This window comes from Phreatobacter sp. (genome assembly GCF_051860605.1).
Lineage (GTDB): Bacteria > Pseudomonadota > Alphaproteobacteria > Rhizobiales > Phreatobacteraceae > Phreatobacter.
In genome coordinates this window covers 550627-577271 of record NZ_JBHYDR010000001.1, presented here as the reverse complement: position 1 = coordinate 577271, position 26645 = coordinate 550627, and the positions used below count along the sequence as shown (strand labels likewise).

General features: G+C 66.7%; 20 protein-coding genes and 1 tRNA gene. 13 read left to right on the top strand and 8 right to left on the bottom strand.

All coding sequences use genetic code 11. The annotated features are described in order from the left end of the window. The coding region (locus ACTIFS_RS02680) for a DDE-type integrase/transposase/recombinase (protein ID WP_439572482.1) at positions 1-451 on the top strand (451 nt) is incomplete at its 5' end. A gap of 36 nt (positions 452-487) precedes the next feature. Here ACTIFS_RS02680 and ACTIFS_RS02675 read toward each other — a convergent pair. Next, positions 488-2374 carry a hypothetical protein gene (locus ACTIFS_RS02675; RefSeq protein ID WP_439572481.1) on the bottom strand — a complete coding sequence of 629 codons (1887 nt, stop codon included), beginning with the start codon at positions 2372-2374 and terminating at the stop codon, positions 488-490. Positions 2375-2900: 526 nt separating this feature from the next. Here ACTIFS_RS02675 and ACTIFS_RS02670 point away from each other — a divergent pair. Further along, entirely contained in the window at positions 2901-3302 is a 402-nt protein-coding gene (locus ACTIFS_RS02670) for a DUF2817 domain-containing protein (protein ID WP_439572480.1), read from the top strand. On the opposite strand, the gene ACTIFS_RS02665 is transcribed toward ACTIFS_RS02670, so the two are convergent. After that, the gene (locus ACTIFS_RS02665; protein ID WP_439572479.1) at positions 3285-4196 is read right to left on the bottom strand and encodes a hypothetical protein; all 912 of its coding nucleotides are present in this window, start codon (positions 4194-4196) and stop codon (positions 3285-3287) included. The two genes, ACTIFS_RS02670 and ACTIFS_RS02665, sit on opposite strands and share 18 nt — an antisense overlap. 306 nt (positions 4197-4502) lie before the next feature. Between ACTIFS_RS02665 and ACTIFS_RS02660 the strand changes: the two genes are divergently transcribed. Then, a complete protein-coding gene (locus ACTIFS_RS02660; protein WP_439572478.1) occupies positions 4503-8483 on the top strand; it encodes a hypothetical protein in 3981 nt (1326 codons plus the stop codon). 49 nt (positions 8484-8532) lie between these two features. Here ACTIFS_RS02660 and ACTIFS_RS02655 read toward each other — a convergent pair whose 3' ends face one another. From ACTIFS_RS02655 to ACTIFS_RS02645, 3 genes are all read right to left on the bottom strand, one after another. Then, on the bottom strand, positions 8533-10032 hold the full coding sequence (locus ACTIFS_RS02655; RefSeq protein WP_439572477.1) for an argonaute/piwi family protein: 1500 nt from the start codon (positions 10030-10032) through the stop codon (positions 8533-8535). After that, a complete protein-coding gene (locus tag ACTIFS_RS02650; protein ID WP_439572476.1) occupies positions 10022-12745 on the bottom strand; it encodes an SIR2 family protein in 2724 nt (907 codons plus the stop codon). Before ACTIFS_RS02650 ends, ACTIFS_RS02655 begins: the two co-directional genes overlap by 11 nt. A 515-nt stretch (positions 12746-13260) precedes the next feature. After that, positions 13261-13350: transfer RNA gene (locus ACTIFS_RS02645), tRNA-Ser, on the bottom strand. Positions 13351-13752: 402 nt separating this feature from the next. Here ACTIFS_RS02645 and ACTIFS_RS02640 point away from each other — a divergent pair. The 7 genes from ACTIFS_RS02640 to ACTIFS_RS02610 all read left to right on the top strand — a co-directional run bounded on the left by ACTIFS_RS02640 (position 13753) and on the right by ACTIFS_RS02610 (position 19588). Next, the gene (locus tag ACTIFS_RS02640; protein WP_439572475.1) at positions 13753-14433 is read left to right on the top strand and encodes a 50S ribosomal protein L21; all 681 of its coding nucleotides are present in this window, start codon (positions 13753-13755) and stop codon (positions 14431-14433) included. A gap of 77 nt (positions 14434-14510) precedes the next feature. Continuing rightward, complete coding sequence (rpmA, locus tag ACTIFS_RS02635) at positions 14511-14780, top strand: 50S ribosomal protein L27 (RefSeq protein ID WP_439572474.1); 270 nt, start codon at positions 14511-14513, stop codon at positions 14778-14780. A gap of 162 nt (positions 14781-14942) precedes the next feature. Then, a complete protein-coding gene (locus ACTIFS_RS02630; protein WP_439572473.1) occupies positions 14943-15593 on the top strand; it encodes a GNAT family N-acetyltransferase in 651 nt (216 codons plus the stop codon). Positions 15594-15665: 72 nt separating this feature from the next. Continuing rightward, positions 15666-16256 carry a GNAT family N-acetyltransferase gene (locus tag ACTIFS_RS02625; protein ID WP_439572472.1) on the top strand — a complete coding sequence of 197 codons (591 nt, stop codon included), beginning with the start codon at positions 15666-15668 and terminating at the stop codon, positions 16254-16256. A gap of 49 nt (positions 16257-16305) precedes the next feature. Next, complete coding sequence (gene mog, locus ACTIFS_RS02620; protein WP_439572471.1) at positions 16306-16845, top strand: molybdopterin adenylyltransferase; 540 nt, start codon at positions 16306-16308, stop codon at positions 16843-16845. 3 nt (positions 16846-16848) lie between these two features. Next, on the top strand, positions 16849-17871 hold the full coding sequence (locus tag ACTIFS_RS02615) for a P1 family peptidase (protein ID WP_439572470.1): 1023 nt from the start codon (positions 16849-16851) through the stop codon (positions 17869-17871). Between the two features lie 232 nt (positions 17872-18103). Next, entirely contained in the window at positions 18104-19588 is a 1485-nt protein-coding gene (locus ACTIFS_RS02610) for a SulP family inorganic anion transporter (protein ID WP_439572469.1), read from the top strand. Positions 19589-19634: 46 nt separating this feature from the next. Here the strand turns inward: ACTIFS_RS02610 and ACTIFS_RS02605 are convergent, their stop codons facing one another. Then, a complete protein-coding gene (locus ACTIFS_RS02605; RefSeq protein WP_439572468.1) occupies positions 19635-20801 on the bottom strand; it encodes an acetyl-CoA acetyltransferase in 1167 nt (388 codons plus the stop codon). A 302-nt stretch (positions 20802-21103) separates the two neighbouring features. Here ACTIFS_RS02605 and ACTIFS_RS02600 point away from each other — a divergent pair, with 302 nt between their 5' ends. From ACTIFS_RS02600 to ACTIFS_RS02590, 3 genes are read left to right on the top strand one after another with little or no spacing between them, the layout of a single operon-like run. After that, positions 21104-22558 (top strand): D-alanyl-D-alanine carboxypeptidase family protein, encoded by a 1455-nt coding sequence (locus ACTIFS_RS02600; protein ID WP_439572467.1) that lies wholly within the window; start codon positions 21104-21106, stop codon positions 22556-22558. Beyond that, positions 22555-23442: a DMT family transporter gene (locus tag ACTIFS_RS02595; protein ID WP_439572466.1), complete on the top strand. Its 888-nt coding sequence runs from the start codon at positions 22555-22557 to the stop codon at positions 23440-23442. Before ACTIFS_RS02600 ends, ACTIFS_RS02595 begins: the two co-directional genes overlap by 4 nt. Positions 23443-23456: 14 nt before the next feature. Further along, a complete protein-coding gene (locus ACTIFS_RS02590) occupies positions 23457-24566 on the top strand; it encodes a CobW family GTP-binding protein (protein ID WP_439572465.1) in 1110 nt (369 codons plus the stop codon). Between the two features lie 5 nt (positions 24567-24571). On the opposite strand, the gene ACTIFS_RS02585 is transcribed toward ACTIFS_RS02590, so the two are convergent. Both ACTIFS_RS02585 and ACTIFS_RS02580 read right to left on the bottom strand, forming a co-directional pair. Beyond that, on the bottom strand, positions 24572-25408 hold the full coding sequence (locus ACTIFS_RS02585; RefSeq protein ID WP_439572464.1) for a YihY/virulence factor BrkB family protein: 837 nt from the start codon (positions 25406-25408) through the stop codon (positions 24572-24574). Positions 25409-25523: 115 nt separating this feature from the next. Beyond that, the gene (locus ACTIFS_RS02580; protein WP_439572463.1) at positions 25524-26627 is read right to left on the bottom strand and encodes a ring-opening amidohydrolase; all 1104 of its coding nucleotides are present in this window, start codon (positions 26625-26627) and stop codon (positions 25524-25526) included. Between the last annotated feature and the right edge of the window lie 18 nt (positions 26628-26645).

Here is a 26645-nt window from a genome sequence, read left to right as displayed (position 1 = left end):
CGTCATCGACGCCTATGCGCGGCGCATCGTGGGATGGCGGGTCAGCCGGACAGCCCATGCCAGCTTCGTCCTGGACGCGCTCGAGCAGGCCCTCCATGAGCGAAGGCCCGCCAGCAAAGCCGGGCTCGTGCATCATTCGGACCGCGGATCGCAATACGTCAGCATTCGATACACCGAACGCCTGGCTGAGGCAGGAATCGAGCCATCGGTCGGCAGTGTCGGCGACAGCTACGACAACGCGCTCGCCGAGACCATCAACGGGCTCTACAAAGCCGAGCTCATCCATCGGCGCGGACCTTGGCGGAGCTTCGAGGCGGTCGAGTTCGCGACGCTCACCTGGGTCGACTGGTTCAACAACCGCCGCCTGCTCGAGCCCATCGGCAACATCCCGCCGGCAGAGGCCGAGGAACGCTACTACGCCTCGTTGGCAGAGACAGCGATGGCCGCATAACTTACGACAACCTGCCTCCGGCAAAACCGGGGCGGTTCAATAGTGGTGCTGCACCATTTCCGGCGTGTCCTGGATGGCGTAGCTCGCCTGCTCGTAGGACCCCGTTTGCTTGAGGATATGGGTCGCTAGGACGTCACGAACGTTATGGGGACCATGCGGTAGCAGGCCCTTGATGGCGCCGCGGCCGGTGAACGGATTGTAGATGCCATATCGCTGGATCGTTAGCCGCCAGGCTTCATAGAACGTGGTCTGGTCGTAGGCAGGGTCTGTGCTCGACTGCTTGACTGTCTTGATGAAGAAGGTCCCGGGATCGGGTGCGCCCGCCAGCAGCAGATGCCGATCGCGCCGGATATAGGTGTCGATATGTTCGTAGAGGCCGCCGAGGTTTGGGAGCACGAGCCGGAACGGTTTGCTGCCGAAATAGGATGAATGGGCGTTCTTGAACGCGACCGAAGGGATCAGGACCTCCCAGCCGTCGTCTCGGTCACTCCAGCGGAGTTCGCCGCGCTTGAGGTCCTCCAGCTGCCGCTCGGAGCGAGGAGTTTGCCCGCGAGGACAGACCATCAGCTGTCGCAGGTTCTTCTGCCGGAGCCCGAGATGGAGGCCTAGACGGAGCATCAGGAAGGATCGGACTGCCTCAGCCGCCGCTCGAGGATATCGGCAAGGGTCGGGCATCCGTCGAAGGATTTCCTCGGTGATCTTCCGATACTCGCCGACGGGGCTTGGAGCCTCCAGGACAGGCATGATGGGCTCGAACGGGTCGCGATGCACACGAGCGACGCGCTGGATCTCCTTCACGCGGCTCGTTGCGTGCTTGAAGAAGTTATCGCACGCGCCATCCCAATCTGCCTTGGCGCGCTCGATCTCTTCGGGCGTGACGAGTCCTGGGATTGCACGGACACGGTGAACGAGCTGTCCGTGCTGCCTGAGCCAGCCTGTTTCCTGCCGCGTGAGGGCAAGGGCGATGCGGAGCATGTCGATTTCCCAGGCAGTATAGAAGCCGCGGCGTCGTTCTCGCCACTGGACGTACCAATCCCAGACGCCCGGAAAGACGAGAAGGCCTAGCGTGAGGTGCTGAAGAGGGACGCCGTAGCCCCTGACTGCCGCCTTTGGTGATGCCGCGAGAGCCCCCAGCATTAAGCCAAGGTGCTCGATCTTCTGGGAAGTGGTCTCTTCACCCCAGACGCCGTTCCGACGCAGCCCGAACGCCGTCAGGGTGGAGGTCTTGAACCGGACAAGGCTTGCCATCTCCATTGTGAGATGCGGTGGCGCATCGACTACGCCTGACTGCAGATCGGGATCAGTGCCAGTCGAAGCGTCGTCTTCCGCCTCGGTCGCTGCTTGGCCGATGGAGGGCTCCGATCGGCCGTAGGCAACGCCCGGAAACCGGATCGCATAACGGTGCTTCGTGGCGGCCGCCTGAAAACGCCGATAGTCCGTCGACCCGCTAATGATCACGCGTCGAACCCACTCGATGATGTGTTCCTGCTGCTCTTGCGGGAGTGCGTTGAAATTGTCCGGCAAATGCCAGGCAAGGCGCCGGCGCTCCGAGGCGGTGACACCTTCGAGCAGATGCCCTTTCGCTGCGCGGGCACGATGAGGAAGCCTCGACACGAGCTCGCCCTCGGGCAGCCCATAATGACGCTCAATCCGGCGAACGATTTCCATGCTTGCGACAGTGCTGGGCGCTTTTTCTCCCTTGGCCCAAGCGCGGATGGCTTTGGGGTCGAATGACTCGTCCAACCGAACGACAGCTCGGTGCACGTCCCAGTAGGTTTCACCGGCTCGGTCCATCAAACCGCTAAGCGCTTCGTGGAAGGCGTTAACAATCGACGGTAGTGACGAGCTGAAGGCGCCCTGCTCGGCGGTCAGGCAACCGATAGGCGTCTTCTGCCCAGGGTTATCGGTGCCGTGCAGCTCCATGGGAAGTTTGGGCTGCGGTTCCAACCGGATCGTAGCCTTGGCCAAGGTAACGGACTTTCGACCGGTCCTTCGCAGCCGACTGCCAACCCGTGATGGCACGAGGGCGCCAGCTTCTTGAAGACCCAACTCGCGGGTGAGCGCATCGAGGATCGGACGGATCTGGTCTCGAGAGGCTAGAATGAGATCAACACGAACCCCCGACCGGTCCGCAATAGAGCGCCAGTCGATCCCACGCCCACGAGTTGGCGGCAACTCGCCGCGATCATGAAGCCCAATAAGAAAGGCTTGGAATCTGGGGGTCTCTGTACCGAGAGAATGACGAAGTTTCAGTTTGCAGAACTGAGAGATTCGATCGGGGAAGCGCCTGTCTTTTCGTTCCATGGTGGGGGGCGGCATGCAGGTCAAAGGAGGGGCGCGCAAATAGCTGATTCGGCGTGCCGGTTGGCAGGGGCTGGGAACGTCAGCTTCGCGCCCTCGCAGCAGACATCTATGCTGTTGCCAGTAAGCGGACCTTCCGCTTGGAACCTTGCTTCCGCGGACTTCCTCGCACGTCTTAGTCTGCCTGCAGCGGGTCTCGAAAAGGTATGCCGAGGCGCACGGCAAGTTCCTCGTCGCTTGCGCCGGAACTGAAGCGCGTGCAACTGCCTATCCACGCGAAGTACTTACAGGTGAAGTCCAAGAGGCGCTTGCGACGGACGTCGCCAGCCTCGGATCGGAGGCTGCGGAATGCGCCGCAATTGTTCTCTGCGGCACGCATGGGTCAGAAGCCTTCCCCTTCGACGATCGTGGCCCCTGGCTGTCATCGCACAGGGCCGCTCGCCGGGAACCAGGGGCGTTCTCGTGCACGCGATCAACCCCTTGGACCTTCTCGCTCCGGATGCGACATGTTGGGCGGCAGTGTCCTCCCTCATCATCTACAAGGCCCTGACCGAGACGAACTCACAGCGGCAGGCTGCGTCGCCTTTTCCATAGGCGGTGCATTATGCTCTGACGGCGGAGCGTCGCGCTCTACCCCGAGCTTTTCCTTCACGGCGTTGGAGATCTCATCGTCCATCAGAGCAAAGATCTTAGCCACGGCTAGCCAGGTCTGCCCGCGTATGAAACGGTCGTGGTCATAGGAGACCTGCACGCCGATCATCTTGGCGGATTTCGCGGGGGTCCAAAACTGGTCCCCGACATCCGGCTTCGTCACCGCCCAGATCGCCGCTCCGCTGATGCCGGGCAGTGGCGGGGTACCCGCTTCGCCCTTCCAGAGCAGACGGGCAGTGCGGTTGTAGAGGTAGAACATATCGAGGCCGCGGATCGCCGGATAACGCAGGTTGTCAGGCACCTCGGCAAGTTTTTCTGTCATGATGGTGACTGGCATGGTGGTCAGAATCTTGCCTGCGACCGTCGCGCGGGAACTCGGGTATCCTGTTACCCACGCCAGCTTTGGCCACCAGTTCGGGTTGACGTTGTCGAGCGTGAGGAAGGACCACCTCTTCTCGATGGCCGCGATGGACTCCGCGTCGGCGATCTCCAAGATGGCCACGTCGAAGCCGTCACCCTTGGGGCGGCCGTAGTTCATCTTCATGATGCGGACGAAGTTGGTGCCTTCAATGGCGTCCGGGATGGCCACCTGCTGGAGGTCGGCCGCGTCCTCGCCGAACACGTGCTTGGCCGTGACGATGAAGCGCCTATCGTTGATAGCGAGCAGGGTGCCCGTTCCGACGGGGTCTGGCTTCCCTTCCGACCTCTCCTGGAGAAGCGGTATGACCGACCTCAGGATGAACTTCTGAATTGCCTCTAGTTCATGTTTGATTGCCGGGTCATTCTCGTCCAACTCCGCCTCCACCATGGCCGCCGCCAGCCGGGCGGAGATGCATGTAGGAAGAGCCCAACGCCCTCGCCAGCCTGTCCGGCTCAGGTTGACGAAGCCCTGGTCCAGGTTCTCTCCAACGACGTCGAAGAGGCGTGTGATCGGTATTGCCTTCTGTGCATTTCGGGCCGGCCGCCGCGGTCTTGCCTCCGGCGCAGGCGACTTCGGCCCTCCGCGATTTCATCGACGGACCCCTCGAATCCCATTAGATCAAGATGAACCCGCTTTGCGGAACCTGCTTTAGGAATAAGTGAGAGACAAAAAGGTCGCATGGGCGAGAGTGGTAATCGAGACGATATCGAAGCGGAGGCTGGAGGCTCTGGCAGTCACGGGATCGCCGGTTACGAGTACCAGATCGAAGTCTCGGTCTGGCTGGCGCTCGACCTGATGCTCGCGGCCAAGCTGACGCAGGAAGTAGTCCTCGAGCCGGCGAGCGAAGAGGACGTCGAGGCCGAGCTCGAGGCCGATGAGCCGGGCCGGATCACGACCGCGGTTCCGATGAGCGGCTACACACTGGTGGTCCAAGCCAAGCTGCGCTCCGGAGACGCCTGGTCGGTCAAAGGGGTCAAGGCGCTCCTCGAGCACGGCGGAACGCGCCGCCAGTCGGCGTCCGCCCGGCTCGCGGACCCCGATGTACGCTATCTCCTCGTCACCAGCGCCGGTTTGAACGGGGGCACCCGCGACCTGAAGGTGCGCCGCGCGGGCGTGTGGCCGAACCCAGCCAAGATGCCGGCCCTGATCGCCAAAGCGTTGCCGGCAGGCGCGCGCGGACGGGTGGCGGTGATTGGAAACCAGGACGAGGAGCGACTCGCCACCGACATCAAGCGGCTCCTGACCGAGAGCTTCCGCGTGCCTCATGCCCGCTGGGAGGCCTGTCTCAAGGTGCTGAGGGAGGAGGCTCGCGTCCGGATCCATCGGGGCGGTTCGGGCCGCTGGCGGCGCGACGAGCTCGAACGCGTGATCCGCGACCACGAAGGATACATCGCCAGCTCGCCAGAGCTCGAGCACTATGTCCACCCCACCAATTGGGGCGATTTGCGCTCGATGATGCGCGAGCGCCGGGCCGCCCTGATCATCGGCCAGTCCGGCACCGGCAAGACGCTAGCGACTCGGAAGCTCTACGAGGAGCTGCGGGCCGAGATCCCCGGCCTCGCCCATGTTCCGATCAAGCTCGGCCCTCAGCAGCTACGCGACGATCGAACGGCGCCGCCGGTGCTGTACGACATCGAAGACCCTTGGGGGCGGTTCGATTTCGACCCCGCGAGCCGGCCTTGGAACGACCAGTTGGCGCAGCTCTTCGCGCACGCCAGCCACGATCGCCTAATCATCGCGACGTCGCGGCTAGACGTGGCTCAGACGTCGGGCGCCCTGGAGAGCGTCAAGCCCTGGCTTGTCGCTCTTGAGGCGGAGCACTACGGCCGGAAGGAGCGAATCCGCTTGTACCGGTCGCGCATCGACGGGCTGCCGCGCGAGCTTCGAAGCGTGGCCGCGCAAGCCGAACCGAAGGTGCTGGCCGAACTGTCGACGCCTTTGGAGATCCAGAAATACTTCGACGCACTGCCGGCGATCGACCGGGAAAAACTGTTGAACCCGCCCGGGTTCGTTGCGGAGGCGATCGATCGAGCCCATCAGAACTCGATCGAGCGCACGGTGATCGAGCAGATCGAGCAGCGGCGAGACGTCAGGGCCGCCGCCATCGTCTGGGGGCTGCTCAAGGCCACGGACAAGCTGTCCCTTAGGGTCCTGCGCCCGATCGAGGAAAGTCTCGCCGATCAGGACGCGGCGATGACAGAAGGCGTGACGCCGCTCGTCGACTTCTTCGTGGCGGCCCGGAACCTGCGGCAGACCGAAGAGACGGTGACATATTACCACCCGCGCGTCGAAGCCGGAATTGAGCAGACGCTCGCACGGCACGAGCTCGTCGCGCGCCGCACCCTCCGGCTGCTCATCGATCTTCTCGTAGCCCCGGATGGGCCCGGTGAAGCGTGGGGCGTCGCTGCGGCGGCGCGCCTGCTCGCGGCGGCCGACAGAAGGCCCGCCCTTAAGCCGTCGCCGACGACGACAGCGGCGGCCAAGATCGACGCTTGGCTTGCGGCCCGACTGGCGGAGGGTGGCCGCGAGTTCGAGGCGAATCTTCAACTCGCGAGGGCGGCGGGCTCGTCCGACAGCAACGCCTCGGAGCTGGCACGGTACCTCTTGAACCGGCCCAACCCGAGCTTCGCAGGCATGATGAACTGGGGTCCGCCCGAGAAGGACGACGCCTGGTACGCACGCCTGCGGGCCGATCCTTCGACCAAGCCTCTGGTCGAGACGTTCATCCGCGAGGTCCTTCCCACCGAGCGCGACGACTACCCGAGCAGTTTCGTCGCCGATGTGGAGCGGCTTGCGCCCGATCTCTCGTCGGCGTTCCTGGACGCGGCCACCAGGGCCGTGCACTTCGGCTTCATCTATTCGGACGACACGATCGCCGCAGGCGCGCTGCGCGACCTCGATGGGTTCGAGGCGATCGTGGACGCCGCGGTCCAAGTCCTGACCCCGTCCGAGGAGGAGCGGAAAAGGAACGCCGAAACGCACCTCGCGATCATCAATGGCGAGTATAGCGAGGACTACGCCGAGCATATCGGCCAAAGCGACGACGGCCACACGGCGCGCGAATTCCTGGGAGCGTACGTGGAGCGGGTCAGGGCGACCAAGGGATGGCAGCACATCGCCCAGCACCGCCATCGGGATCGGCTTCTCTACTACTGGCTTCGAAGCCTTGCGAAGGCGGACGAGCGGTCGGCCCCCAACCCCGACGAGATCGCCGGAGCCTTCGCCGCGGGCCAAGGCAGCGCGGACGAAGATGACTTATGGTTCGTTCTCCGGCGGGCCTGGGATCCGCGCTATTTGCCCGCGCTCAGCGCGCGGCTGGTCGAGGGCCACCCCGACCGGGCGGTGCGCACAGCGGCGTTGACCTGCGCCATCGAGCGCGCACCTGAAGAGCTGGCCGCGGTCGGACGCGAGCTCGGCACCCGCGGGAGATGGCATCGTTTGGTGGAGACCGCGCTCGACCTGTCGCAGCTGCGCAGCCGCGCGTCGAGGGACGAGGCTGATCACGACGCCTCGATTGCTGCGGCGATCGCCGCGCTCCCCGCACCCCTTCCCGCCCTGGCGGAGGCGAGCCTGCGGCTGTCGAAGAACCAGGCCGTCGCCATCCCGAAGGAGGCGCACGCGGTGCTCGAAGGATTGGAGGCCGAAAGCGAAGACGTGCGCTGGTTCCGGGTCGCGGTCGACGCCCACGCGCCCCTGCCGGTCGACAACGACATCCGCTGGCTCCTGTCCAACAGCGAGGATGACGACGCCGCGGTTGACGCGCTTGAGGCGGCGATCCGGCGGGAGATGCAGGAGGAGGTAGCGGCCGCGCTCGACCATAAGTTTGCCCAGGTGAGAGCCCGCGCCCTGTCTGCAATCGGCGGCGCCCTGGCTGCACCGCTGCCGGCTCGCTTTCTCGCCAAGGCGGCCGACCGTGGTAGTCCCGTCCGCAAGGCGCTCGTGGCTCTGCTCGATGCCAAGCCGCACGCCGCACACCTGCCCATATTGCTTCGGTTGGCGAAGGATTCGTGGTCGCGGAGTTCCGGCTTCTACGGCGAGGAGGATGATTTCCCGATCGCGCGGGCCGCGGTGGACGCCATCGAGAAGTCGCCGCCGCTCGCGGCAGAAGAAGCCGAGCAGCTTTACGCCATCGGTATCGAAACTTCCGATCCCGGGCTGCGCTTCAGCATCTTCCGGCTGCTGGCCCGCACGTCCGGACAGTCCGTTCAGGAGCGCCTGATCGAGTTGTCGGTGACGCCGGGTCGCATGCCTGTCCGACGCGCGGCCGCGGTCGCCCTGCTGCAAGCCGGCGAGGTCGTCGCGCCCGAGGTGATCCAGCGCATCACCCCTGATCTTTTTGCGACACGGGTCGAGCCGGTCGCTGCGAACCTGACCTTGCTGTTCGCCTGGCGAGCTGATGTCGACGCCGTGGTGAGGGCGGCGGAAGCCCTCGCCACCAACGCCAAGCGCCGCGTGCTGCTCTTGCTCATGGCCTGGGTCGTGAAGGATCGCGATGCGGGGGCGGCTCGCACGATCGCCGCGATGCTGCCGGCGGACCACCCCGGCGTGAGCTGGGCGCTGGGCGGCGAACTTCCGCAGGCGGACGATGCGATGCTCGCAAATCTCGGCGAGCCCGCGATATGCGCGCAGGTCCTGATCTGGATGAAGCCCAAGGCATAGCGAGCGGGAGCCGTGGCGTTGGCCCGACCGGCTTAAAGGCGGGCAGCGCCTAGACGAAATAGCGGAAGGAGGTTTCGGCGAGATCGTCGTCGCCATACTCGTCCAGGATCCCGCCCACCCGGCGGGCGAAGGACAAGGACACGGGCCATTTTCCCCGGATGTCGGCGGTGTTCCAGTTCATCCGGGTGAGGTTCAGAACGTCCTGCGCCGCAGCGAGGGCGCTCTCTGCGCCGAGACACCGAACCTCGAACGGCTGGGGCACGTGTGGGCCCGGGTAGGTGCCGAGCTCTGGCATGAAGCCGGACGTGAAGAGGAAGGATCGGTCGTTGTTGATGGTGCAGACCGTTCCTACTTTCGGGGGGTAGGCCCCGTAGCGCAGCAACCGGAAAAGGCTCGGCACGAGGGTGACCATCGAAACGATGGGCGTGTCCTTTAGCGCCGCGGCGAAGCCCGCCTGCTCGGCGGGATCGAAATAGGAGGTCTTATGCAACACGACCCGGAGCGGCGCGCCGCCTGTACGCAGCTCGTATTCGGCGAGCACGTTCTGGGCGAGCTCGAACGCCTGCTGCTCCGAGAGGTGCACGTTCCGACCCTGTTCGGGTTCGACGGGAACGCCCTCCCCGCGGATGGCGAACCCTTCACCGTCACTTGAAAAGGCTTGTGCCAAGCTGGAGCGGACGATGGCGCGCTGCGTGGTGCGAAAGTGGTGAAAGCTGATGCCGACGAAGCACGTGTCCGGCCCCATCGGCGGCAATCGCCAGGGGACACCGCCAGCCTTGTAGTAAAGTCCGACGGCGAAGTTCCAGGCGCGGGTGGCCGGATCCTGGTTTTTCGCCGTGTCGCTGAGCAAGGCGTCCGTGACGAGCTGGATCGGCAGCCGGCTTCGGAGGGCGCGCGCCTTGAGCGCCAGTCTGAGGTCCCGCTTCAGGAAGTCTTCGGGCGTCTGCTCGACCTCGTCGAGCGTATCGAACAGGTCGAGTTGATTGCTCGGGCGGGTGCGCCGGATCTCCTGAGCGCGCTTGCGCTCTGTTTCAGTCGCTTTGCGCTCGACCGCGCTGACCTTGCTGAAGACATCGTCCGGGATGCACATCAGCACGATGTCAGGACGGTTCAGGTCGCGCGACGCCAGGCGCGCATGCGCGTCGGCGTAGAGATCGACCACTCGCTGGAAGGCCTGGTAGGCGTCGCCCTGCAAAGCGCGAGCGATCTCATCATGATTCTGCGAGTTGAGCGCGATCGAGGACGCGTCGGGAGCGACCAGCTTTTTGTGGAAGGTCTCCTCGAAGCCAGGGAAGGGCTTTTTGAGCAGGCTGGCTTCACCCAGAATGGGAACCTCTCGGCTGCAGCGCTCCAACCAGCGCCGAGCCGCCGCCACCTGGTCGGCTGGGCCGATGATCCCCACGTGGACATGATTTTTCCGGGCCGACCCGAAGCGCAGATCGAAAGGACCTGCGGAGAGGAGCCCGACCTTGGGGTCGGTGTGCGTGCTCGCGCCCCCAAACTGGAGCCGCGGCGGAGCCAGTTCAACGATGGCGAGCTCAATCGACATTGTCGGGCTCACCTCCCTCTGGATCATCCCCGTTCCGGCCCAAGTCCTCCTCGTCGGGCTCCAGCGCGAGCGCTTCAAGCTCGGCTTCGAGCTTCTGGAGGTCCTCGTCGATCTCCGTGTCGCGCTGGGCCAGTTCGTCGAAGGCCGACACGTTGAACGAGATCGTCGGCGTTCGGTGGGAAAGGAGCACGGACGGAGCGAACCGGGCGAGGTCGTTTTCCGGGCGATGCTCAAGGGCGAACAGGCCCTCGGCCTCGCCGGACAGGATCGCGAGCCAGAACGACACGTCCTGGAGAACGCTCGGGTTGAAGTCCCGCGCGGCGCGGCGGGTGGAGAGTGCGTTGGTCCGCTCCCGGCTGATCGGGTTCCGCACGCCGTCGCGGGTGAAGGCGTATCCGGGCGTCAAAACGACCGCCCAGTCGCCGCCGAAGCGCATGACCGAGAAGCTGACCGCCTTGTGCTCGTAGTAGACGATGTCATCGGACTCGCGCTTGGTGCGCGCCTTGACCACGGTCCGGGTCGCTTTGCGGAGGCGCCCTTGATAGCTGACCTTAAGCTCCGGTTCGTCACCCCGCGCAAAGTAGGCACGTCGGCGGTCGTACTCGATCTGAAGACCCTTGGTCTTCAGGTGCTCGAAAAGAAGGTCATGAAGCAGCTTCAACGCGATCGATTCGCCGCCCGGCAACGCGATCAGCTCGTCGAAGCCCAAGGCCTCGATCTCACCGGGATCGAAGGGCGTAACCATCGCCTCGGCGAGCTCCTCCAGATCGTAGAGGGAGTAGAATCGGCCGTCGCTCACATGGCCCGGTGGAACCGTCAGACCCTCGGCGGCTCGATAGAAGCTGCGGTTGGACCCGGCGCTGGTCGCGGAATGCCAGACTTTCGCGGGCATGGTCTCGATGGGGATCAAGTTCGACGAGTAGCGGACAGTTTCCTCGGCGATCGGCAGCGCGGTGTTGGTGATCTCGTCGACGGCTTCCGGCCGCGCCTCGATGGTGACCGTGAAGCGAGTGTTGTCGGCCGAGGGCCCGAAGCTCACCGAGCCGTTATTGTTCACGGTCGCGAGGACCATGTCGGAGAGGCCTGATCCCCGACGGTCCATCTGGCCGCCGCCGTAGAAGAGGTCCGATATGGCGGGGTTCCGGTAGCCCTTGATCGGGCTGGTCCGCTCAGCGATCGCGTTTTGGAATGACTGCTCGCCGACCTGGGCCGCGATCTCCTCGATGAGACCGCCGGGACTAGTGACCGTGATCGATTTCGGTTCAACGACGACCTGAACGGCCTCGTCCCGGTCGTAGTCGCGGTGCACGATCGCGTTGACTAGCATCTCCTTGATGGCGATGGCGTTGTACGCGTTTACCGTGCGCGACACCTCGGCCTTAAGCCGGAACTGGAAGTTCACCAGCGCCAGAAGGTCGATCAGATCGTCGAGCTGGCTCCAAAGGTTGCCGGTGATGGTCTGCCGCACCGTGAACGCGCTGGTGCGGGCAGCCGGTTCGAGTTCGACATCCTGGCCGAAGCGGCCCCGCAGCCAGTGGCCAGGACCTGTCGCGCGGAACTCGACCCGGGCTTGAGGAAACTCGGCGGAAGGGTTGCGTGAGAACAGCAGCCAACCCGCGAGAGTTGGGGCGACGCGCCCCCCGACCGGGCGCACGAGGTCGAGCCGGTCGGTCATCTCCTCGATCCAGGCGGCGTCGACGTCGCCCGGCCTCCAGAGGTCGGTCCTGTCCGCATACTGCCGCAAGCGGGCCTGTAGCAACGGCTGCTCAAACCCCGACACGTCGAGGCCGTCGAGCGGGCGCATGTCCGCAGGCATGCCGCCGACGCTGTGGCCGGAAGGACGGCGGGTCGGCCGCGCTCCGGCGGCAACCATGCTGGCCAGCAGGTCCTTCTCGAACAGGTCGTCGAAGCCGCGGATCGGCACAAGCTGGAAATTGGAGCCGATCGCGCCCGCCAACTGCTCGACCCAAGGCGAGTGAGGGCCGGCCAGATCGTTCCCAAGGACGCACCAGTAGACGCCGTGGAGGAAGCCGCCGGTCTTGGCTTGCGCCAGGAACAGATCGTTCATCACGGACGCCTCGGCGCCCCGGTAGCCGACCGCGATAATAGGGTGGTCACGAAGCAGCGGCCGCAGCCGCTCGACGAGCAGAGGATCGAGCGATTGAACCTCGTCAGTCAGGTTCTTGTCCGTGTAATGTTTCACCGACCCATGGAGGAACACGAGCTGTGGGTCGTGCGGCGCTGAATTGAACATCACGTAGTCAGCTGGCGTGCTGATGCTGACCAGACGGTGAGGCCGGTTCTGCTGGATCGCAGCCCGCTCAAGGCATCGATCGAAGTTGGTGGTCAGGACGGACGAGATCCAACCCTGATGGAGAATCTGCGTCAAGGCGACGTAGCCGCGCGAGGGCGGCACCTCAGGCGGGTTGATGAGCTTTTCGAAAAACTCGCGGCGGTCGCTTTTGACCCCCAAAAGGTTGTCAATGGCCTCAGGATAGAGATCGGCAGGCGAGAGGTCCGGCTTGTACCACGGCTGGGCGGTGAGCCATGGCCAATAATCAGACCGGCGGATCGTGAAGTCGTCCGGGTGGCGGCCGTTCTCCTTGCACCACGCCCAACGCGCCACTTTCTCGACAGTTTTGCCTGCCGCCGGAATGCCGGATGTTATCGAAGCACCGGCACCGAGCAACAGCACTGGCTCGGCGTTGTCCATCAAGAGCGATCGCAGCCGGCCAGGCGAGGATGTCCGCATAGCCGGCCTCTCAGGTGTCGTCGTCCTCCGTGCTCCAGCCTGACTCATTCACCAAACCTCGGCACCAGCGGGCTGGGCTCGAAGGAAGAGCCGCACGTTAGGATCTTCACACCACTCCGATGTAGCAGAATGTAAGGTGAGTACGAAGAGAGCCTCGTCCGTCATCCTAGTCATAGTTGCCGCCCCGACAATGCCAGACTTGGCCGCGCCGCCCGCCAGCTTAAGGGTATCGCTCAGAAGCGGACATACCGAATGTAGCCTGTGGCCCGAAAGCCGACCGTAATTTCGAGGCTAGAGGCAAGCGCGTACACCGCCCTAGCTGACGACCACTTTTTTCTGTAACGAGTTTTGCGACCAGCACTTCGACCGGCACCGGTCGCAACGAGGCTGAAAAAATCGATGTCGGAACCCCGTTAGGGTAGCCGTTGGGGTAAGCCGCTCAACAGCGAAATTTACCCAGCGATTTCAACGGCGACTGGCGGAGAGGGAGGGATTCGAACCCCCGATAGAGTTGCCCCTATGCCGCATTTCGAGTGCGGTGCTTTCAACCACTCAGCCACCTCTCCGCGGTCGCATGCGGAACAAGCCCGCTGGTCGATCAAGCGAAGCGGCACATAGCCGAAGCAGGCCGGGCATTCAAGCACCGATCACGGGAGGCGAGGGCTGCGTCGCCCGCGGCAGGCGATCGGAGCGCGGCCGGCGGCCGCGCCGTTCAGGGAGCCAGCCCCTGCCGGCCCCCGGCCGCGCAAGGAAAAAGCAGGACCTGCACCGGCTTTTCCTTGACTTCCACCGGCATTTCCATCATTGAGCCGCGTCCCGGACCTTGCGCACCTGAACGGCTTCTTGCCCGAAGGCCTGTCCGGAACTCCCGAGAACCGCCACCACCGGCGGCAAGACCAACGAAAAAGGCGGCCAGGCCCCCTCGACGAGAAGGGCTTCACGGCACGTCGAACCACAGGACGACGACGATGTATGCGGTCATCAAGACCGGCGGCAAGCAGTACAAGGTGGCCGCCGACGACACCATCACCATCGAGAAGCTCACGGCTGCGGCCGGCGAGACAGTGGTGTTTTCCGAGGTTCTGATGCTGGGCGCCGCTGCCGGCGTCACCGTCGGCGCGCCCTTCGTGGCCGGCGCCTCGGTGGCCGGCGAGGTCCTCCAGCAGGCCCGCGGCCCGAAGGTCATCTCCTTCAAGAAGCGCCGCCGCCAGAATTCCAAGCGCAAGCGTGGCCACCGGCAGGACCTGACGATCGTGCGGATCGCCGAGATCCTGACCGATGGCGCCAAGCCCTCGAAGGCCGCGCCGGCCAAGGCCTCCAAGGCTGCCGAACCGAAGGCCGCCAAGGCAGACGAGGCCCAGGCTGCTCCGGCACCCGCCGCCGGGGGCGCGCGTGATTCGTCCAACCTCTCGCTGATCGCCGGCATCGGCCCGACCATCGAGAAGAAGCTGCGCGCCGCTGGCGTGACGTCGTGGGAGCAGATCGCCGGCTGGACCGCCGAGGAGATCGAGGCCACGGACAAGGAACTGGCCCTGCGCGGCCGCATCACCCGCGAGGAGTGGGTGGAGCAGGCCCGCGAGCTTCTCGACGGCAAGCCGCCGCGCGCGAAGGTCGACAAGGCCGAACTGGAATCCGGGGACGACAAGTGAGCGCGGCCTAGCCGTCTCGCTCTTGCCATCCCTCAGCACACGACGTTTTATTAGACCAACGGAAACGGGAGCTCCTCATGGCTCACAAAAAAGCAGGCGGCTCGTCGCGTAACGGCCGCGATTCGCACGCACAGCGTCTCGGCGTGAAGCGCTTTGGCGGCCAGGCCGTCATTGCGGGCAACATTCTCGTGCGCCAGCGCGGCACCAAGTTCCATCCCGGCACCAATGTCGGGCTCGGCAAGGACCACACGCTCTTCGCGACCGTGGACGGCCGAGTAGAGTTCCGAACGAAAGCGAATAATCGCACCTACGTGTCGGTTGTTCCGATGATTGCCGCCGCAGAATAGCTGGCGGCACCAACATCGGGGCCGCCGGCGGGATCGCCTGGCAGCTCCGATGACCACAGGGTCGAAGATCGAGGGGCGCCAGGCGAGACAGCCGGCGCCCCTTCTTCTTTGGCCCTGAAATGGTTTCAGGGTCAGACACCGGCGAGGGAAGGAGCCTGTGACATGACTGCCCTGGAAACTGAACTGGAAGGCCGCTCGGGCGGCGAATTGCTGGAGAGCTGTATGCCCGTCCTCGAGACGGAGCGGCTGGTTCTCCGTGTGCCGCGTTTCGAGGACGCCCGCGCGGTCGTGGCGATTGCCAATGACCGCCGGATTGCCGAAATGACGGCCAATCTTCCGCATCCCTATGCGGAGAAAGACGCGGAGGCCTGGATCGCCAATGCCTGGAGCGGCGCAGACCATCCCTTTCTCATCACGCTCAAGACCGATGGCGCGCTGATCGGCGCGACCGGCTTCGTGATGCCCGAACTGGGCGATCCGGAAATCGGCTACTGGCTCGGCACGGCCCATTGGGGTCGCGGCTATGCCACGGAGGCGTCCCGCGCGGTCGTCGACCATCTGTTCACGAACCGGGGCGCCGTGGCGGTTGCGGCCCGGGCGCGCGTGGTCAATCCGGCCTCCCGCCGGGTGATCGAGAAATGCGGGTTCCAGTGGATCGGTGCGGGCCTCACCCGCTCGCGCCTGCTGGCCAGCTCCGTGCCGGTCGACAAGTTCCGGCTGGAGCGCGCCGTCTGGGCGAGCCTGAAGGCCTGGCGCGATCCGATCCTGCGGCGCTCGGCGCCCAGGGTGGTGATCTCCGGCGCGCGCGACTGACAGGACTGATCCGACTGACAGGTGACGACGCCTTCCGGCCCGGCCGGGAGGCGTCGCTCCGGGACCTTGACCATGCTCACGCCCGCCTTCCCTGACTGGTCCGCCGCCCTCCCGGCCGGGACGCGCCGGCTGGTCCTGCGCGCACCGACCTTCGACGACGTGCCGCGCATCGCGCTCTATGCAGGCGATGCGAAGGTCGCGCGCATGGTCGTGGCCGTGCCGCATCCCTACAGCCAGGCCCATGCATCCGCCTTCGTCGGCGACATGATCGCCACGAACCAGTCCGGCAGCGGGCTCGGGATGGCGGTCGCAAGGGTGCGGGAGTCCGCAGCGCTCGTCGGCCTCGTCTCCTTCACGCTGCAGGAGGCGGGAAGCGCCACGATCGGCTGGTGGTTCGGGCCGCCCTACTGGGGCCGGGGCTTTGCCACCGAGGCCGTGGAGGCGGCAATCCGCCTCGCCTTCCTCAATCCCGCGGTGGACAGGCTCACCGCCGGGGCCTTTGCCGAGAACCCCGCCTCGCTCAGGGTGCAGGAGAAGCTCGGCTTTGTCCGAACCGGCCTGAGCGAGCGCACCAGCCTCGCCCGCAGCGGCATGGTGGCCCATGTCGATACCGTGCTCCACCGCGACGCCTTCATGGCGCGCCGAGCGGGCTTCGTGCCTTGATCGGGCTTGGCGCGTTGAGCCAGGCGGCCGTGGCAGCTATCAAGGACACATGACCACACAGTCCATACCCATCGGCGTCGTCACCGTGTCGGACCGCGCCAGCCGCGGCCTCTACGAGGACAAGGGTGGCCCCGGCATCGTCGCGGCCCTGACCGACCTCCTCGCCTCGCCCTGGCACCCCGTCGCCCGAATCATCGCCGACGAGCGCGACCTGATCGAGGCCGCGCTCGTTGAACTTGCCGATGCCGGAGGCTGCCCGCTGATCCTGACCACGGGCGGCACCGGGCCGGCCCCGCGCGACGTGACGCCGGAGGCCACCGAGGCCGTCTGCGACAAGATGATGCCGGGCTTCGGCGAACTGATGCGGACCGTCAGCCTGAAAGTGGTGCCGACCGCCATCCTGTCGCGCCAGACCGCCGGCATCCGCGGCCGTGCGCTGATCGTCAACCTGCCCGGCAAGCCGTCCTCGATCCGCGAATGCCTCGATGCCGTCATGCCCGCCATCCCCTATTGCATCGACCTGATCGGCGGCCCGCGGCTGGAGACCAACCCGGCACATTGCATCGCATTCCGGCCGAAGGGGGCCTGACCCATGACGGAACGCCCCTCGCTCGAAGCCATCCGTGCGCGCACGCTCGGCGGCGCCATCACCGACGTTCCAGGCATCAGGATCGGCCATTTCACCGATACGCGCCGACCCACCGGCTGCACGGTCGTGCTGACCGAGAATGGCGCGACCGCCGGCGTCGACGTGCGTGGCGCGGCCCCCGGCACGCGCGAGACGGACCTGCTCGACCCGTCCAATCTGGTCGACAAGGTCCATGCGATCATGCTGTCGGGCGGCAGCGCCTTCGGTCTGGATGCGGCCAGCGGCGCCATGCGCTGGCTCGATGCGCACGGCTTCGGCTTTCCGGCCGCCTCGGTGCGCGTGCCGATCGTGCCGGCCGCCGTGCTGTTCGACCTGCCGGTGGGCGATCCGAGCATCCGCCCGGATGCCGAGGCGGGCTATCAGGCCTGCGAGGCCGCCAGCGACAGCCCGCCGGCTGAGGGTTCGGTGGGTGCCGGCGCAGGCGCCACCGTCGGCAAGCTCTACGGAATGGACCGCGCCATGAAGGGCGGCATCGGCACGGCCTCGGCCCGGGCCGGCGCCGTCACCATCGGCGCCATCGTGGCCGTCAACGCGGTCGGCGATGTCATGGACCCGATGACCGGCGGCGTGCTGGCCGGCGCCCGCAGCCCGGATGGCCGGACCTGCATCGGATCGACACGCGCCATGCTGGCCGGCCAGATGCCGCCTGGGATCGGGGCCGGCACGGCCACCACCATCGGCGTGGTGGCCACCGACGCCGTGCTGACCAAGGCCCAGGCGCGCAAGCTGGCGCAGCACGCCCATGACGGCTATGCGCGCACCATCGATCCCGTTCACACGATGTGGGACGGCGACACCATTTTCGGACTGGCGACGGGCCGCAGCGGCGAGGCCGGCGACATGATGGCGCTCGGCGCCATCGCCGCCCAGGTCATGGCCGCGGCCGTGGTGCGGGCCGTGCTGGGCGCGAAGGGCGTCAGCATTCCGGGCGGACTGACGATCCCGGCGATGGCGGATCTGGCCTGAACGACGCGAGGCCTGCCAGAATTGAGGCAGAGCCATGCTGCGTTGCACAACATTTGATGTTGCGCAGCACGCACAGGCGCCCTAGACACGGTTCATGTTCATTCGCCTGATGATGCTTCGCTTCCGGCCCAGCCCGCCGTAACGGGTTCCTCGCAGACAATCCGACGCCTGCGCCGCCGAGCCCCTGCCCGGCGAACACCCTTTGCCTGTCCGAAAATCCGAAAGATCCCCCATGTCACTCGCCAAATTGCGCGCCGAGTGGTCGCCGAACATCGTCCGCGACCTGCTCGCCGGGACGGTCGTCGCCCTCGCGCTGATTCCCGAAGCCATCGCCTTCTCAGTCATCGCCGGCGTCGACCCGAAGGTCGGGCTCTACGCCTCCTTCTGCATCGCCGTGATCACGGCCATTGCCGGCGGCCGCCCGGCCATGATCTCCGCGGCGACCGGCGCCATGGCGCTGATCATGGTCTCGCTGGTGAAGGACCATGGCGTCGGCTACCTGTTCGCAGCCACCATCCTGACCGGCATCCTGCAGATCGGCGCCAGCATCCTTAAGCTTGGCGACCTGATGCGCTTCGTCTCGCGCTCGGTGGTGACGGGCTTCGTCAACGCCCTCGCGATCCTGATCTTCCTGGCGCAGATGCCCGAACTGCTCGGCCAGGGCACGACCGTCTACATCATGACGGCGGTCGGCCTCGCCATGATCTACGGCTTCCCCTACCTGTCCAAGGCCGTCCCTTCGCCGCTGATCACCATCGTGCTGCTCACCGGCGTGTCGATGTATTTCGGGTTCGGCGTCCGCACGGTCGGGGACATGGGCGCGCTGCCGAGCGAACTCCCCTGGTTCGCGCTGCCGCAGGTTCCGCTGACCATCGAGACGCTGCAGATCATCCTGCCCTATTCGCTCACGCTCGCCATGGTCGGCCTGCTGGAGAGCCTGATGACGGCGGCCATCGTCGACGAGATGACCGATACCGATTCCGACAAGAACCGTGAATGCGCCGGACAGGGCCTCGCCAACGTCACGTCGGGCTTCTTCGGCGGCATGGCCGGGTGCGCGATGATCGGCCAGTCGGTCATCAACGTGACATCAGGCGGCCGGGGCAGGCTCTCGACGCTCTGGTCAGGCGTGTTCCTGCTGTTCCTGATCGTCGTCCTCGGACCCTATGTCGCCCAGATCCCGATGGCGGCCCTGGTCGCGGTGATGATCATGGTCGCGATCAACACGTTCCAGTGGAACTCGGTTCGCACCTTGCTCACCCACCCGAAGAGCTCCAGCTTCGTCATGCTCGGCACGGTCGTCGTCGTCGTGGCGACCCACGACCTTGCCAAGGGCGTGCTGTTCGGTGTCGTGCTGAGCGGGCTGTTCTTCGCCCACAAGGTGACCCGCTTCTTCAGCGTGAACTCGGTCCGCGGCGAGACCAGCACGGTCCGCACCTACACGGTCACCGGCCAGATCTTCTTCGCCACCGCGGAGGCCTTCCATTCGGCCTTCGATTTCCGCGAGGAGGACCTGACGGGCATCGTCATCGACGTGCATGCCTCGCATTTCTGGGACATCACCAGCGTCAATGCACTCGATCGCGTGGTGCTGAAGTTCCGGCACCATGGCATTCCGGTCGAGATCATCGGCATGAACGAGGCCACGGCGACGATGGTGGAGCGCCTCGGCACCCATCAGCGCGAAGGCGCCACCCTCGCCGCTCCCGGTCACTGAAAAACCGGACCCGGGCTGGCGCCATGCCGGCCCGGTTACCCCAGGGTCAGCGCAGCCGCTCGAGCACGCTGACGTAATTGGCCACCGCCGCGCCGCCCATGTTGAAGATACCGCCGAGCCTGGCGTCCTTCACCTGGATGCCGCCGGCGGTGCCCATGAGCTGCATCGACGAGAGCACGTGCATGGAGACGCCGGTGGCCCCGATCGGGTGGCCCTTGGCCTTCAGCCCGCCCGAGGGATTGACCGGCAGCCTGCCGTCCTTCTGCGTCCAGCCTTCCATGACGGCGCGCGCGCCCTGGCCCTCGGGAACAAGGCCCATCGCCTCGTACTCGATCAGCTCGGCCACCGTGAAACAGTCATGGGTCTCGACGAAGGAGAGATCGGACAAGGCAATGCCGGCCTCTTCCAGCGCCTTGCCCCAGGCCTGCGTGCAGCCCTCGAACTTGAGGATGTCGCGCTTCGACATGGGCAGGAAGTCCTGCACATGGGCCTGGCCACGGAAGGCCACGGCCTTGTTCATCCTCAGCGCCGTGGCCGTATCGGTGATGACCAGCGCCGCCGCGCCGTCAGAGACCAGCGAGCAGTCGGTGCGCTTCAGGGGGCCTGCGACGAAGGGGTTCTTCTCGCTCTCGGTGCGGCAGAACTCATAGCCGAAATCCTTGCGCATCTGCGCATAGGGATTTTCCACGCCGTTCCTGTGGTTCTTCGCCGCGATCATCGCGAGCGCGTCGGACTGGTCGCCCCAGCGCTGGAAATAGTTATGGGCGATCTTGCCGAACACGCCGGCAAAGCCCGCGGGCGTGTCGCCGTCCTCGGGCAGGTAGGAGGCGCGCAACAGGTTCTTGCCGATCTCTGGACCCGGCGTCCTGGTCATCTGCTCGACGCCGACCACCAGCACGATGCGGGCATCGCCCGCCTTCACCGCACGGACCGCCTGATGGACGGCCGCTGAGCCGGTGGCACAGGCATTCTCCACCCGCGTCGCCGGCTTGAAGCGCAGCTTCGGATCAGCCTGCAGCACCAGCGATGCGGTGAAGTCCTGCGGCGAGAAGCCGGCATTGAAGTGCCCGAGCAGGATCTCGTCGACATCCTCGGCGCCGAGGCCGGCATCGGCCAGCGCCTCGTTGGCGACGCGCACGATCAGGCTCTCGACAGTCTCGGTGTCGAGCTTTCCGAAGGCCGTATGGGCCCAGCCGACGATGCAGGCGGTCATGGAGGCGCTCCTCGAAATGGCGGAGGGTTGGCAGCGAACGGGTATATACACGATACCATGCCGGCGGGCGGCCGCCATGGGCTGTTCCGATCATGGCTGCCCTGCCGGAACGGCGCCAGCCCGGCTTTCGACGGGCTGTCACGGGGTCGCAGGCGGGCCTGGCGTCACGCTTTGGCCGCCTTTCCCGGCTTTCTCCCCAGTTCCGACCCGCTTTCTTTTCCGACGGCCTTGGCGCGGCGCCCGCGAAGCGGATAGAACGTCCCAAGGTCCCCGACAGGTTCTTCCCGAACAGGCTTTCGCTCTTGCGGATCACACGACCCCTTCTTGCCGTGCTCGCCTGCCTTGCCGGCGCCTCCGTGGCCCAGGCCCAGACGCAGATCGGCCCCACCATGGTCATCGATGCGGCCACCGGCGACGTGCTGCAGTCCGACCGTGGCGGCGTGCCCTGGCTGCCCGCATCCCTCACCAAGATGATGACCACCTATGTGGCTCTGAGGCAGGTTTCGGCCGGGCGCGTGACCATGAATTCCGGTCTGCGCGTGTCCCAGCGCGCGTTCCGGTCGGCGCCTTCCAAGATGGGCTTCCGGCCGGGCTCCGTGGTCACGCTCGACAACGCGCTGAAGATCATCATGGTCAAGTCGGCCAACGACGTGTCGGTGACCATCGCCGAGGGCCTCGGCGGCTCGGTGGAGAACTTCGTCGGCATGATGAATGCGGAGGCGCGCCGCCTCGGCATGACCGGCACCCGCTTCATCAATCCCAACGGCCTGCCCGGCGCCGGCCAGCAGACCACCGCGCGCGACATGGCGGTTCTCGCCCGCGCGATGATGCGCGAATTTCCGCAGCACTCGATCCTCTGGCGCATGCCGGCCATCCGTTTCGGAAACCGCGTCATGCGCAATCCGAACCACCTGATCGGCCGCTACCTCGGCGCGGACGGCTTCAAGACCGGCTTTACCTGCGCCTCCGGCTTCAACGTGGTGGCGACCGCCACCCGCGGCGGCCGGCAACTGATCGTGGTGGTGATGGGCGCGACCTCGGCGCGCGGCCGGTCCGAGACGGCGGCCAACCTGTTCAACCGGCATTTCTCCGGCTTCGGCGGCGGCGGAGGCAGCCTGCAGGCCGTCGCCAACCAGACGCATCTGTCACCGCCCAGCATCCGCGATCAGGCCTGCCGGCGGCGCGGCCGGCAGACCTATATCGAGGCGGGCGAGGAACTCGACAATGAGCCGATCGCTTCCGTCGATCCCGGCAACCTGTCCTATGCCCAGATGATGGCGGGCCCCGGCCGGCGTTCGTCGACCGCAACGCCCTTCGCAGGCGTCCAGGGCTCGACGCCATCGGGCGCCTTCGTCTCGGCGCTGGGTCCCTACCGTCCGACCATGGACCCGGTGCCGGTGTTCCTCGGCAATGCCGGCCCGATGGCGGCGCCTGCCGCCCCCGCCCTTGCCGCTGTTCCGCCCGCTGCCGAGCCGGCCGCCCCCACAGCACCGCAGCCGGGCGCCATCGGCCGGCCCGGCACCGCCACGGCCGCCGTTCCCCCTGCCAGCCAGCAGCCGGCTCGTCCGGGAGCGATCAGCGCCCCCATGACGCTGCAGGGCGCGGCCCTGCCGGCGCCGCGGCCCGCGAGCGCGCCCCCGCGCGCGGATGAGCGCCCCGTGACCCGGTCCCGCCAGCGCTCCGGCGCCACACGCGCCGCGACCCGTGCCGAACAGCGCCAGCGGCCGGGACGGGCACCCGCCCAGCGCCGGCGGTGAGCCAGAGCGGCACGGCCATCGGCATCGCCGCAGCCCTCGCCTCGGCTACCGCCTACGGCATCAACATCGTCTATGCGCGCATGACGACCCAGATGGGCGTCTCCGCCGCCGATCTCGTCTTCCTGCGCGTGTTTCTCATGCTCGGACTGGTCGCGCTCGCCGTTGGCGCCATGCGCAGCACCATCGCGGTGGGGCCCCGCGGCTGGCCCTCGATCCTCGCCATCGGCATCACCTCGGCCGGTGTCGGTCTCGCCTATTTCTTCGCGGTGTCCTTCGTGCCGGTCGGCGTGGCGGCGGTGATCTTCTACACCTTCCCGCTGATCATCCTGGCCGCCAGCCCCTTCATCGACGGCGAGCGCTTCACGCTGGCGCGCCTTGCCATCTTCGCCCTCGCCTTTGCCGGCCTCGTCATCGCGCTCGGACCCGCCCTCGGCGGTCTCGACTGGCGCGGTGTGGCGCTCGCATCGCTTGGAAGCCTGATTGCCGCGGCCCAGTTCTTCGCCGCTGCGCGCGCAGGCGCGCGATCAAACCCGGCGGCCGTGCTGTTCTGGTCGCATGTGGTGATCATGCCGATCGCCGGGGCCGTGATGCTGGCGGTCGGCATGAGCGGCTGGGCGACGCTCGCCGCCGCCTGGTTTCCCGCCACCATCACGGTTGCCGGCTATCTCGCCGGATTCGCCCTCCAGATGCTGGCTGCCCGCAAGGCCCCGCCCGCCCTGATCGGCCTCGTCTTCTGCCTCGAGCCCGTGGTCTCCATCGCCATGGCCGGACTCGTGCTTGGCGAAACGCTGACCACCACCCAGATGATCGGCAGCCTCTTCGTTCTCGCCGCCCTCATCGCCACCTCGGCGGGCGAATTGCGGCGCCGCCCGGTCCCCGCCTGACCTGAAGTCCTCCCATGTCCGCGCCCGCACCCCGCAAGCCCCGTCCGCCCGTTCCGGTCACCGTGCTGACCGGCTTCCTCGGGGCCGGGAAGACCACCCTGCTGAACCGCCTGCTTGCGGATCCGGCACTCGCCGACACCGCCGTGCTGATCAACGAATTCGGCGAGGTCGGCCTCGACCACCTGCTGGTGCGGACGGTCGAGGAGGGCATCGTCATGCTCGCCTCGGGCTGCGTCTGCTGCACCGTGCGCGGCGATCTCGTCGCGGCGCTGGAAGACCTGCTGCGCGCGCTCGACAACGACCGTGTCGAGCCGTTCTCCCGCGTCATCATCGAGACCACCGGCCTCGCCGATCCGGTCCCGGTCATCCAGACCATGATGGCCCACCCCTATCTCGCGATGCGGTTCCGGCTCGATGCGGTGGTCACCGTGGTGGATGCCATCAACGGCCTTGCGACGCTGGATGCCCATGGCGAGGCTGTCCGCCAGGTGGCGGTCGCCGACCGCATCGTCGTCACGAAGACCGACCTGGTCGATACATCCTCCCGCGCGGCTCTCGACCGGCTGGAGGCGCGTCTGGCAGCGCTGGCGCCCGGCGCCGTGCGGCTGGACGCTGCCCGCGGCGAGGCCGGCGCTGCTGCCGTTCTGGCGGCGGGCCTCTACGACCCTGCGACCAAGACGGCCGATGTCGCCCGCTGGCTGAACGAGGAAGCGGTGGCGGAGGCGGCGGGCACTACCGCCCACACCCACGAGGACGGCATCCGCTCCTTCGCCCTGACCACCGACCGCGCCATCGGGACGGCCGCCCTCGACATGTTTCTCGACCTGCTGCGCGGCGCCCACGGGCCGAAGCTGCTGCGGGTCAAGGGCGTGGTGAAGGTCGCCGAATTTCCGGACCGGCCGGTGGTGATCCACGGTGCCCAGCACGTCTTCCACCCGACCACCGTGCTGGACACCTGGCCGGACGGCGATGCGCGCACGCGCATCATCTTCATCCTGAAGGACATGGAGCCCGCAGTGGTTCAGGCGCTTTTCGACGCCTTTCTCGGCATCGTCCGGCCCGACCAGCCGGACCGCGCCGCGCTGACCGACAATCCGCTCGTCATTCCGGGCCGCCCGGCCTGAGGGCTTCAGGACACGATCCGCCCCTGGGCGCGCCAGATGGCGGCATTGAGTTCGCTGCCGAACACGAAGATGGCTGCGGAATAATACAGGAAGACCAGCGCGATCATGCCGGACGCAAGCCCGGCATAGGTGTTCACGTAGCTCTGCGAGAAGCTGGCGAGATAGGTGCCGAACAGCGTGCCGCCGGCAAGCCAGAGCACCAGCGTCGCCAGAATGCCCGGCCAGACATCGCGGAACCGCCGCCGCCCGGCCGGCAGGAACAGGTGGAGCAGCGTCAGCGCCATGATGATGACGATTGATGCCGCCACGGCCCGGATGAACAGGACGATCCAGCCCAGTGGGGCCAGCTGCGGCACGAACCGGACGATGGTTGCCCAGATCAGTGGCCCGAGCACGACGAGGACCGCAACCGCCAGCAGGGCGATGGCGCCGACCAGCACATAGCCGATCGATTCCATCCGGCAGACATACCACCAGCGCTGCTCTTTCACCTCGTAGGCCCGGTTCATCGAGGTGCGCAGGGCCTCCACGCCGTTCGATGCGAAATAGACGGACAGGACGACGCCGACGGTGAGCAGATCCGTGCGATAGCCGGTGAGCACCGTGTGGATCTCGCGGGCAATCGGCTCGGCCACGACAGCCGGCCAGGCCTCGAGGATCAGTCGTGTCACCTCGTCCCCATAGGCCTTGGCGCCCAGAAAGCCGGCCAGCGCCGTGACCGCGATCAGGAAGGGGAACAGCGACATCAACCCGTTGAGCGCGATATGGCTGGACACGGCCCAGCCGTCGTCTTCCAGAAATCGTTCCACCGCATCCCAGGCGATGCGTGCTGCTGACGCCATGCTGGCCTCTCCCGCGTGGTTCGGCATGACTGTCGCGGATGGCGGCCGGTGGGGCAAGGCGGGGCCGATTGTCACGCCCCTCCGGATCGGCGGCCGGGTCCTCCGGTCTGCGCGCCTACCGCTCGACGATCAGCGCCACGGGTCCCCCACCGGGCGGCCCCTGATGTTCCGCGCCGCCCGAGACATAGATCATCGTCCGGCCGACGAGACCCGCCAGCGCACCCGCCACGAAGGCCCGGGCATGGCGCGTGGAGGAAATATCGGAATCGTCCAGCATGGTGTGCCGCGCGCCGCGCACCGACCCGTCCGGGCTCGCCTCCGCCTTGGCAAGGACGGCCACCAGGCGGGCCTGCTGGGCGCGGTCGAGCTGGCCGGCCGCATGGAGGCCGAGCCGGTCGAGCGCCTTGCGGAGCGCCTCGGTGTCGATGGCATCGGCCATCACGGCATGGTCGATGGTCAGCGGCCCGGACCAGTCGGCCGAGCGGCCAAGCACAACGATCTCGTGGTTGAGAAGCTCCACGCCGGCGGAGGCGCTGGCCCGGCCGGAGGCGAGCGACCAGTCGCGGCACACCACGTCGTCGCCGAGCCGGTCGCGCGCGACCTCGCCAAGCGCCAGGGCGACGCCGAGCGAGGAGGCCCCGCGCGACAGGCCCATCGACTTCAGCGTGTCGCGCACCGCGACATCGGCACCGCGCGCCTCCGCCTCGCCGATCCGCTGCGCGGTGAGCAGCGGGCACTTGATCTGGACGAAATGGACGTCGCGGGCGGCGCGGATGCCGGCCTGCTTCATCGCCGCCTTCACGCCGGCGGCGACCAGCTCCACCTGGCCCATGCGGCCGAGATGTTCGGGCGGCAGGTCGGCAGTGTGAACCCTGCCGATGGCGAGCGCGGGCCGGGGGCCATGGTTCTCCTCGCCCGGAGCGTCTTCCAGCCGCTCGAACACTGTCCAGTGCGGCGACATGGCCCCCTCGGTGCCACCCGACATGACGTAGCAGACCGCCGCCGCCTTCTCCCGCCCGACATGGGCCGCCAGCGCATCGGTCAGCGCCCGGGTGGCAAAGCCGCGGGTGAAATCGTTGACGCAGCCATTGCCCTCGGTCTTGCCGAAGATCGCCAGGATACCGGATGGATCGAGCCGGCCGGCGGCGATCAGCGCTTCCAGTCCCGACACGTCGTCGGGAGCGGCGGCGGGGACCAGGTGGACGCGGGCAACGGGCATGGCGATCGATCCTCTGGG

Coding starts and splice junctions, on each gene's coding strand:
- ACTIFS_RS02590 (WP_439572465.1), top strand. CDS start 23,457: ATGTCCGCGCCCGCACCCCGCAAGCCCCGTCCGCCCGTTCCGGTCACC.
- ACTIFS_RS02605 (WP_439572468.1), bottom strand. CDS start 20,801: ATGACCGCCTGCATCGTCGGCTGGGCCCATACGGCCTTCGGAAAGCTC.
- ACTIFS_RS02650 (WP_439572476.1), bottom strand. CDS start 12,745: ATGGACAACGCCGAGCCAGTGCTGTTGCTCGGTGCCGGTGCTTCGATA.
- ACTIFS_RS02660 (WP_439572478.1), top strand. CDS start 4,503: ATGGGCGAGAGTGGTAATCGAGACGATATCGAAGCGGAGGCTGGAGGC.
- ACTIFS_RS02585 (WP_439572464.1), bottom strand. CDS start 25,408: ATGGCGTCAGCAGCACGCATCGCCTGGGATGCGGTGGAACGATTTCTG.
- ACTIFS_RS02630 (WP_439572473.1), top strand. CDS start 14,943: ATGACTGCCCTGGAAACTGAACTGGAAGGCCGCTCGGGCGGCGAATTG.
- ACTIFS_RS02655 (WP_439572477.1), bottom strand. CDS start 10,032: ATGTCGATTGAGCTCGCCATCGTTGAACTGGCTCCGCCGCGGCTCCAG.
- mog (WP_439572471.1), top strand. CDS start 16,306: ATGACCACACAGTCCATACCCATCGGCGTCGTCACCGTGTCGGACCGC.
- ACTIFS_RS02615 (WP_439572470.1), top strand. CDS start 16,849: ATGACGGAACGCCCCTCGCTCGAAGCCATCCGTGCGCGCACGCTCGGC.
- ACTIFS_RS02625 (WP_439572472.1), top strand. CDS start 15,666: ATGCTCACGCCCGCCTTCCCTGACTGGTCCGCCGCCCTCCCGGCCGGG.
- ACTIFS_RS02580 (WP_439572463.1), bottom strand. CDS start 26,627: ATGCCCGTTGCCCGCGTCCACCTGGTCCCCGCCGCCGCTCCCGACGAC.
- ACTIFS_RS02675 (WP_439572481.1), bottom strand. CDS start 2,374: ATGGAGCTGCACGGCACCGATAACCCTGGGCAGAAGACGCCTATCGGT.
- rpmA (WP_439572474.1), top strand. CDS start 14,511: ATGGCTCACAAAAAAGCAGGCGGCTCGTCGCGTAACGGCCGCGATTCG.
- ACTIFS_RS02640 (WP_439572475.1), top strand. CDS start 13,753: ATGTATGCGGTCATCAAGACCGGCGGCAAGCAGTACAAGGTGGCCGCC.
- ACTIFS_RS02610 (WP_439572469.1), top strand. CDS start 18,104: ATGTCACTCGCCAAATTGCGCGCCGAGTGGTCGCCGAACATCGTCCGC.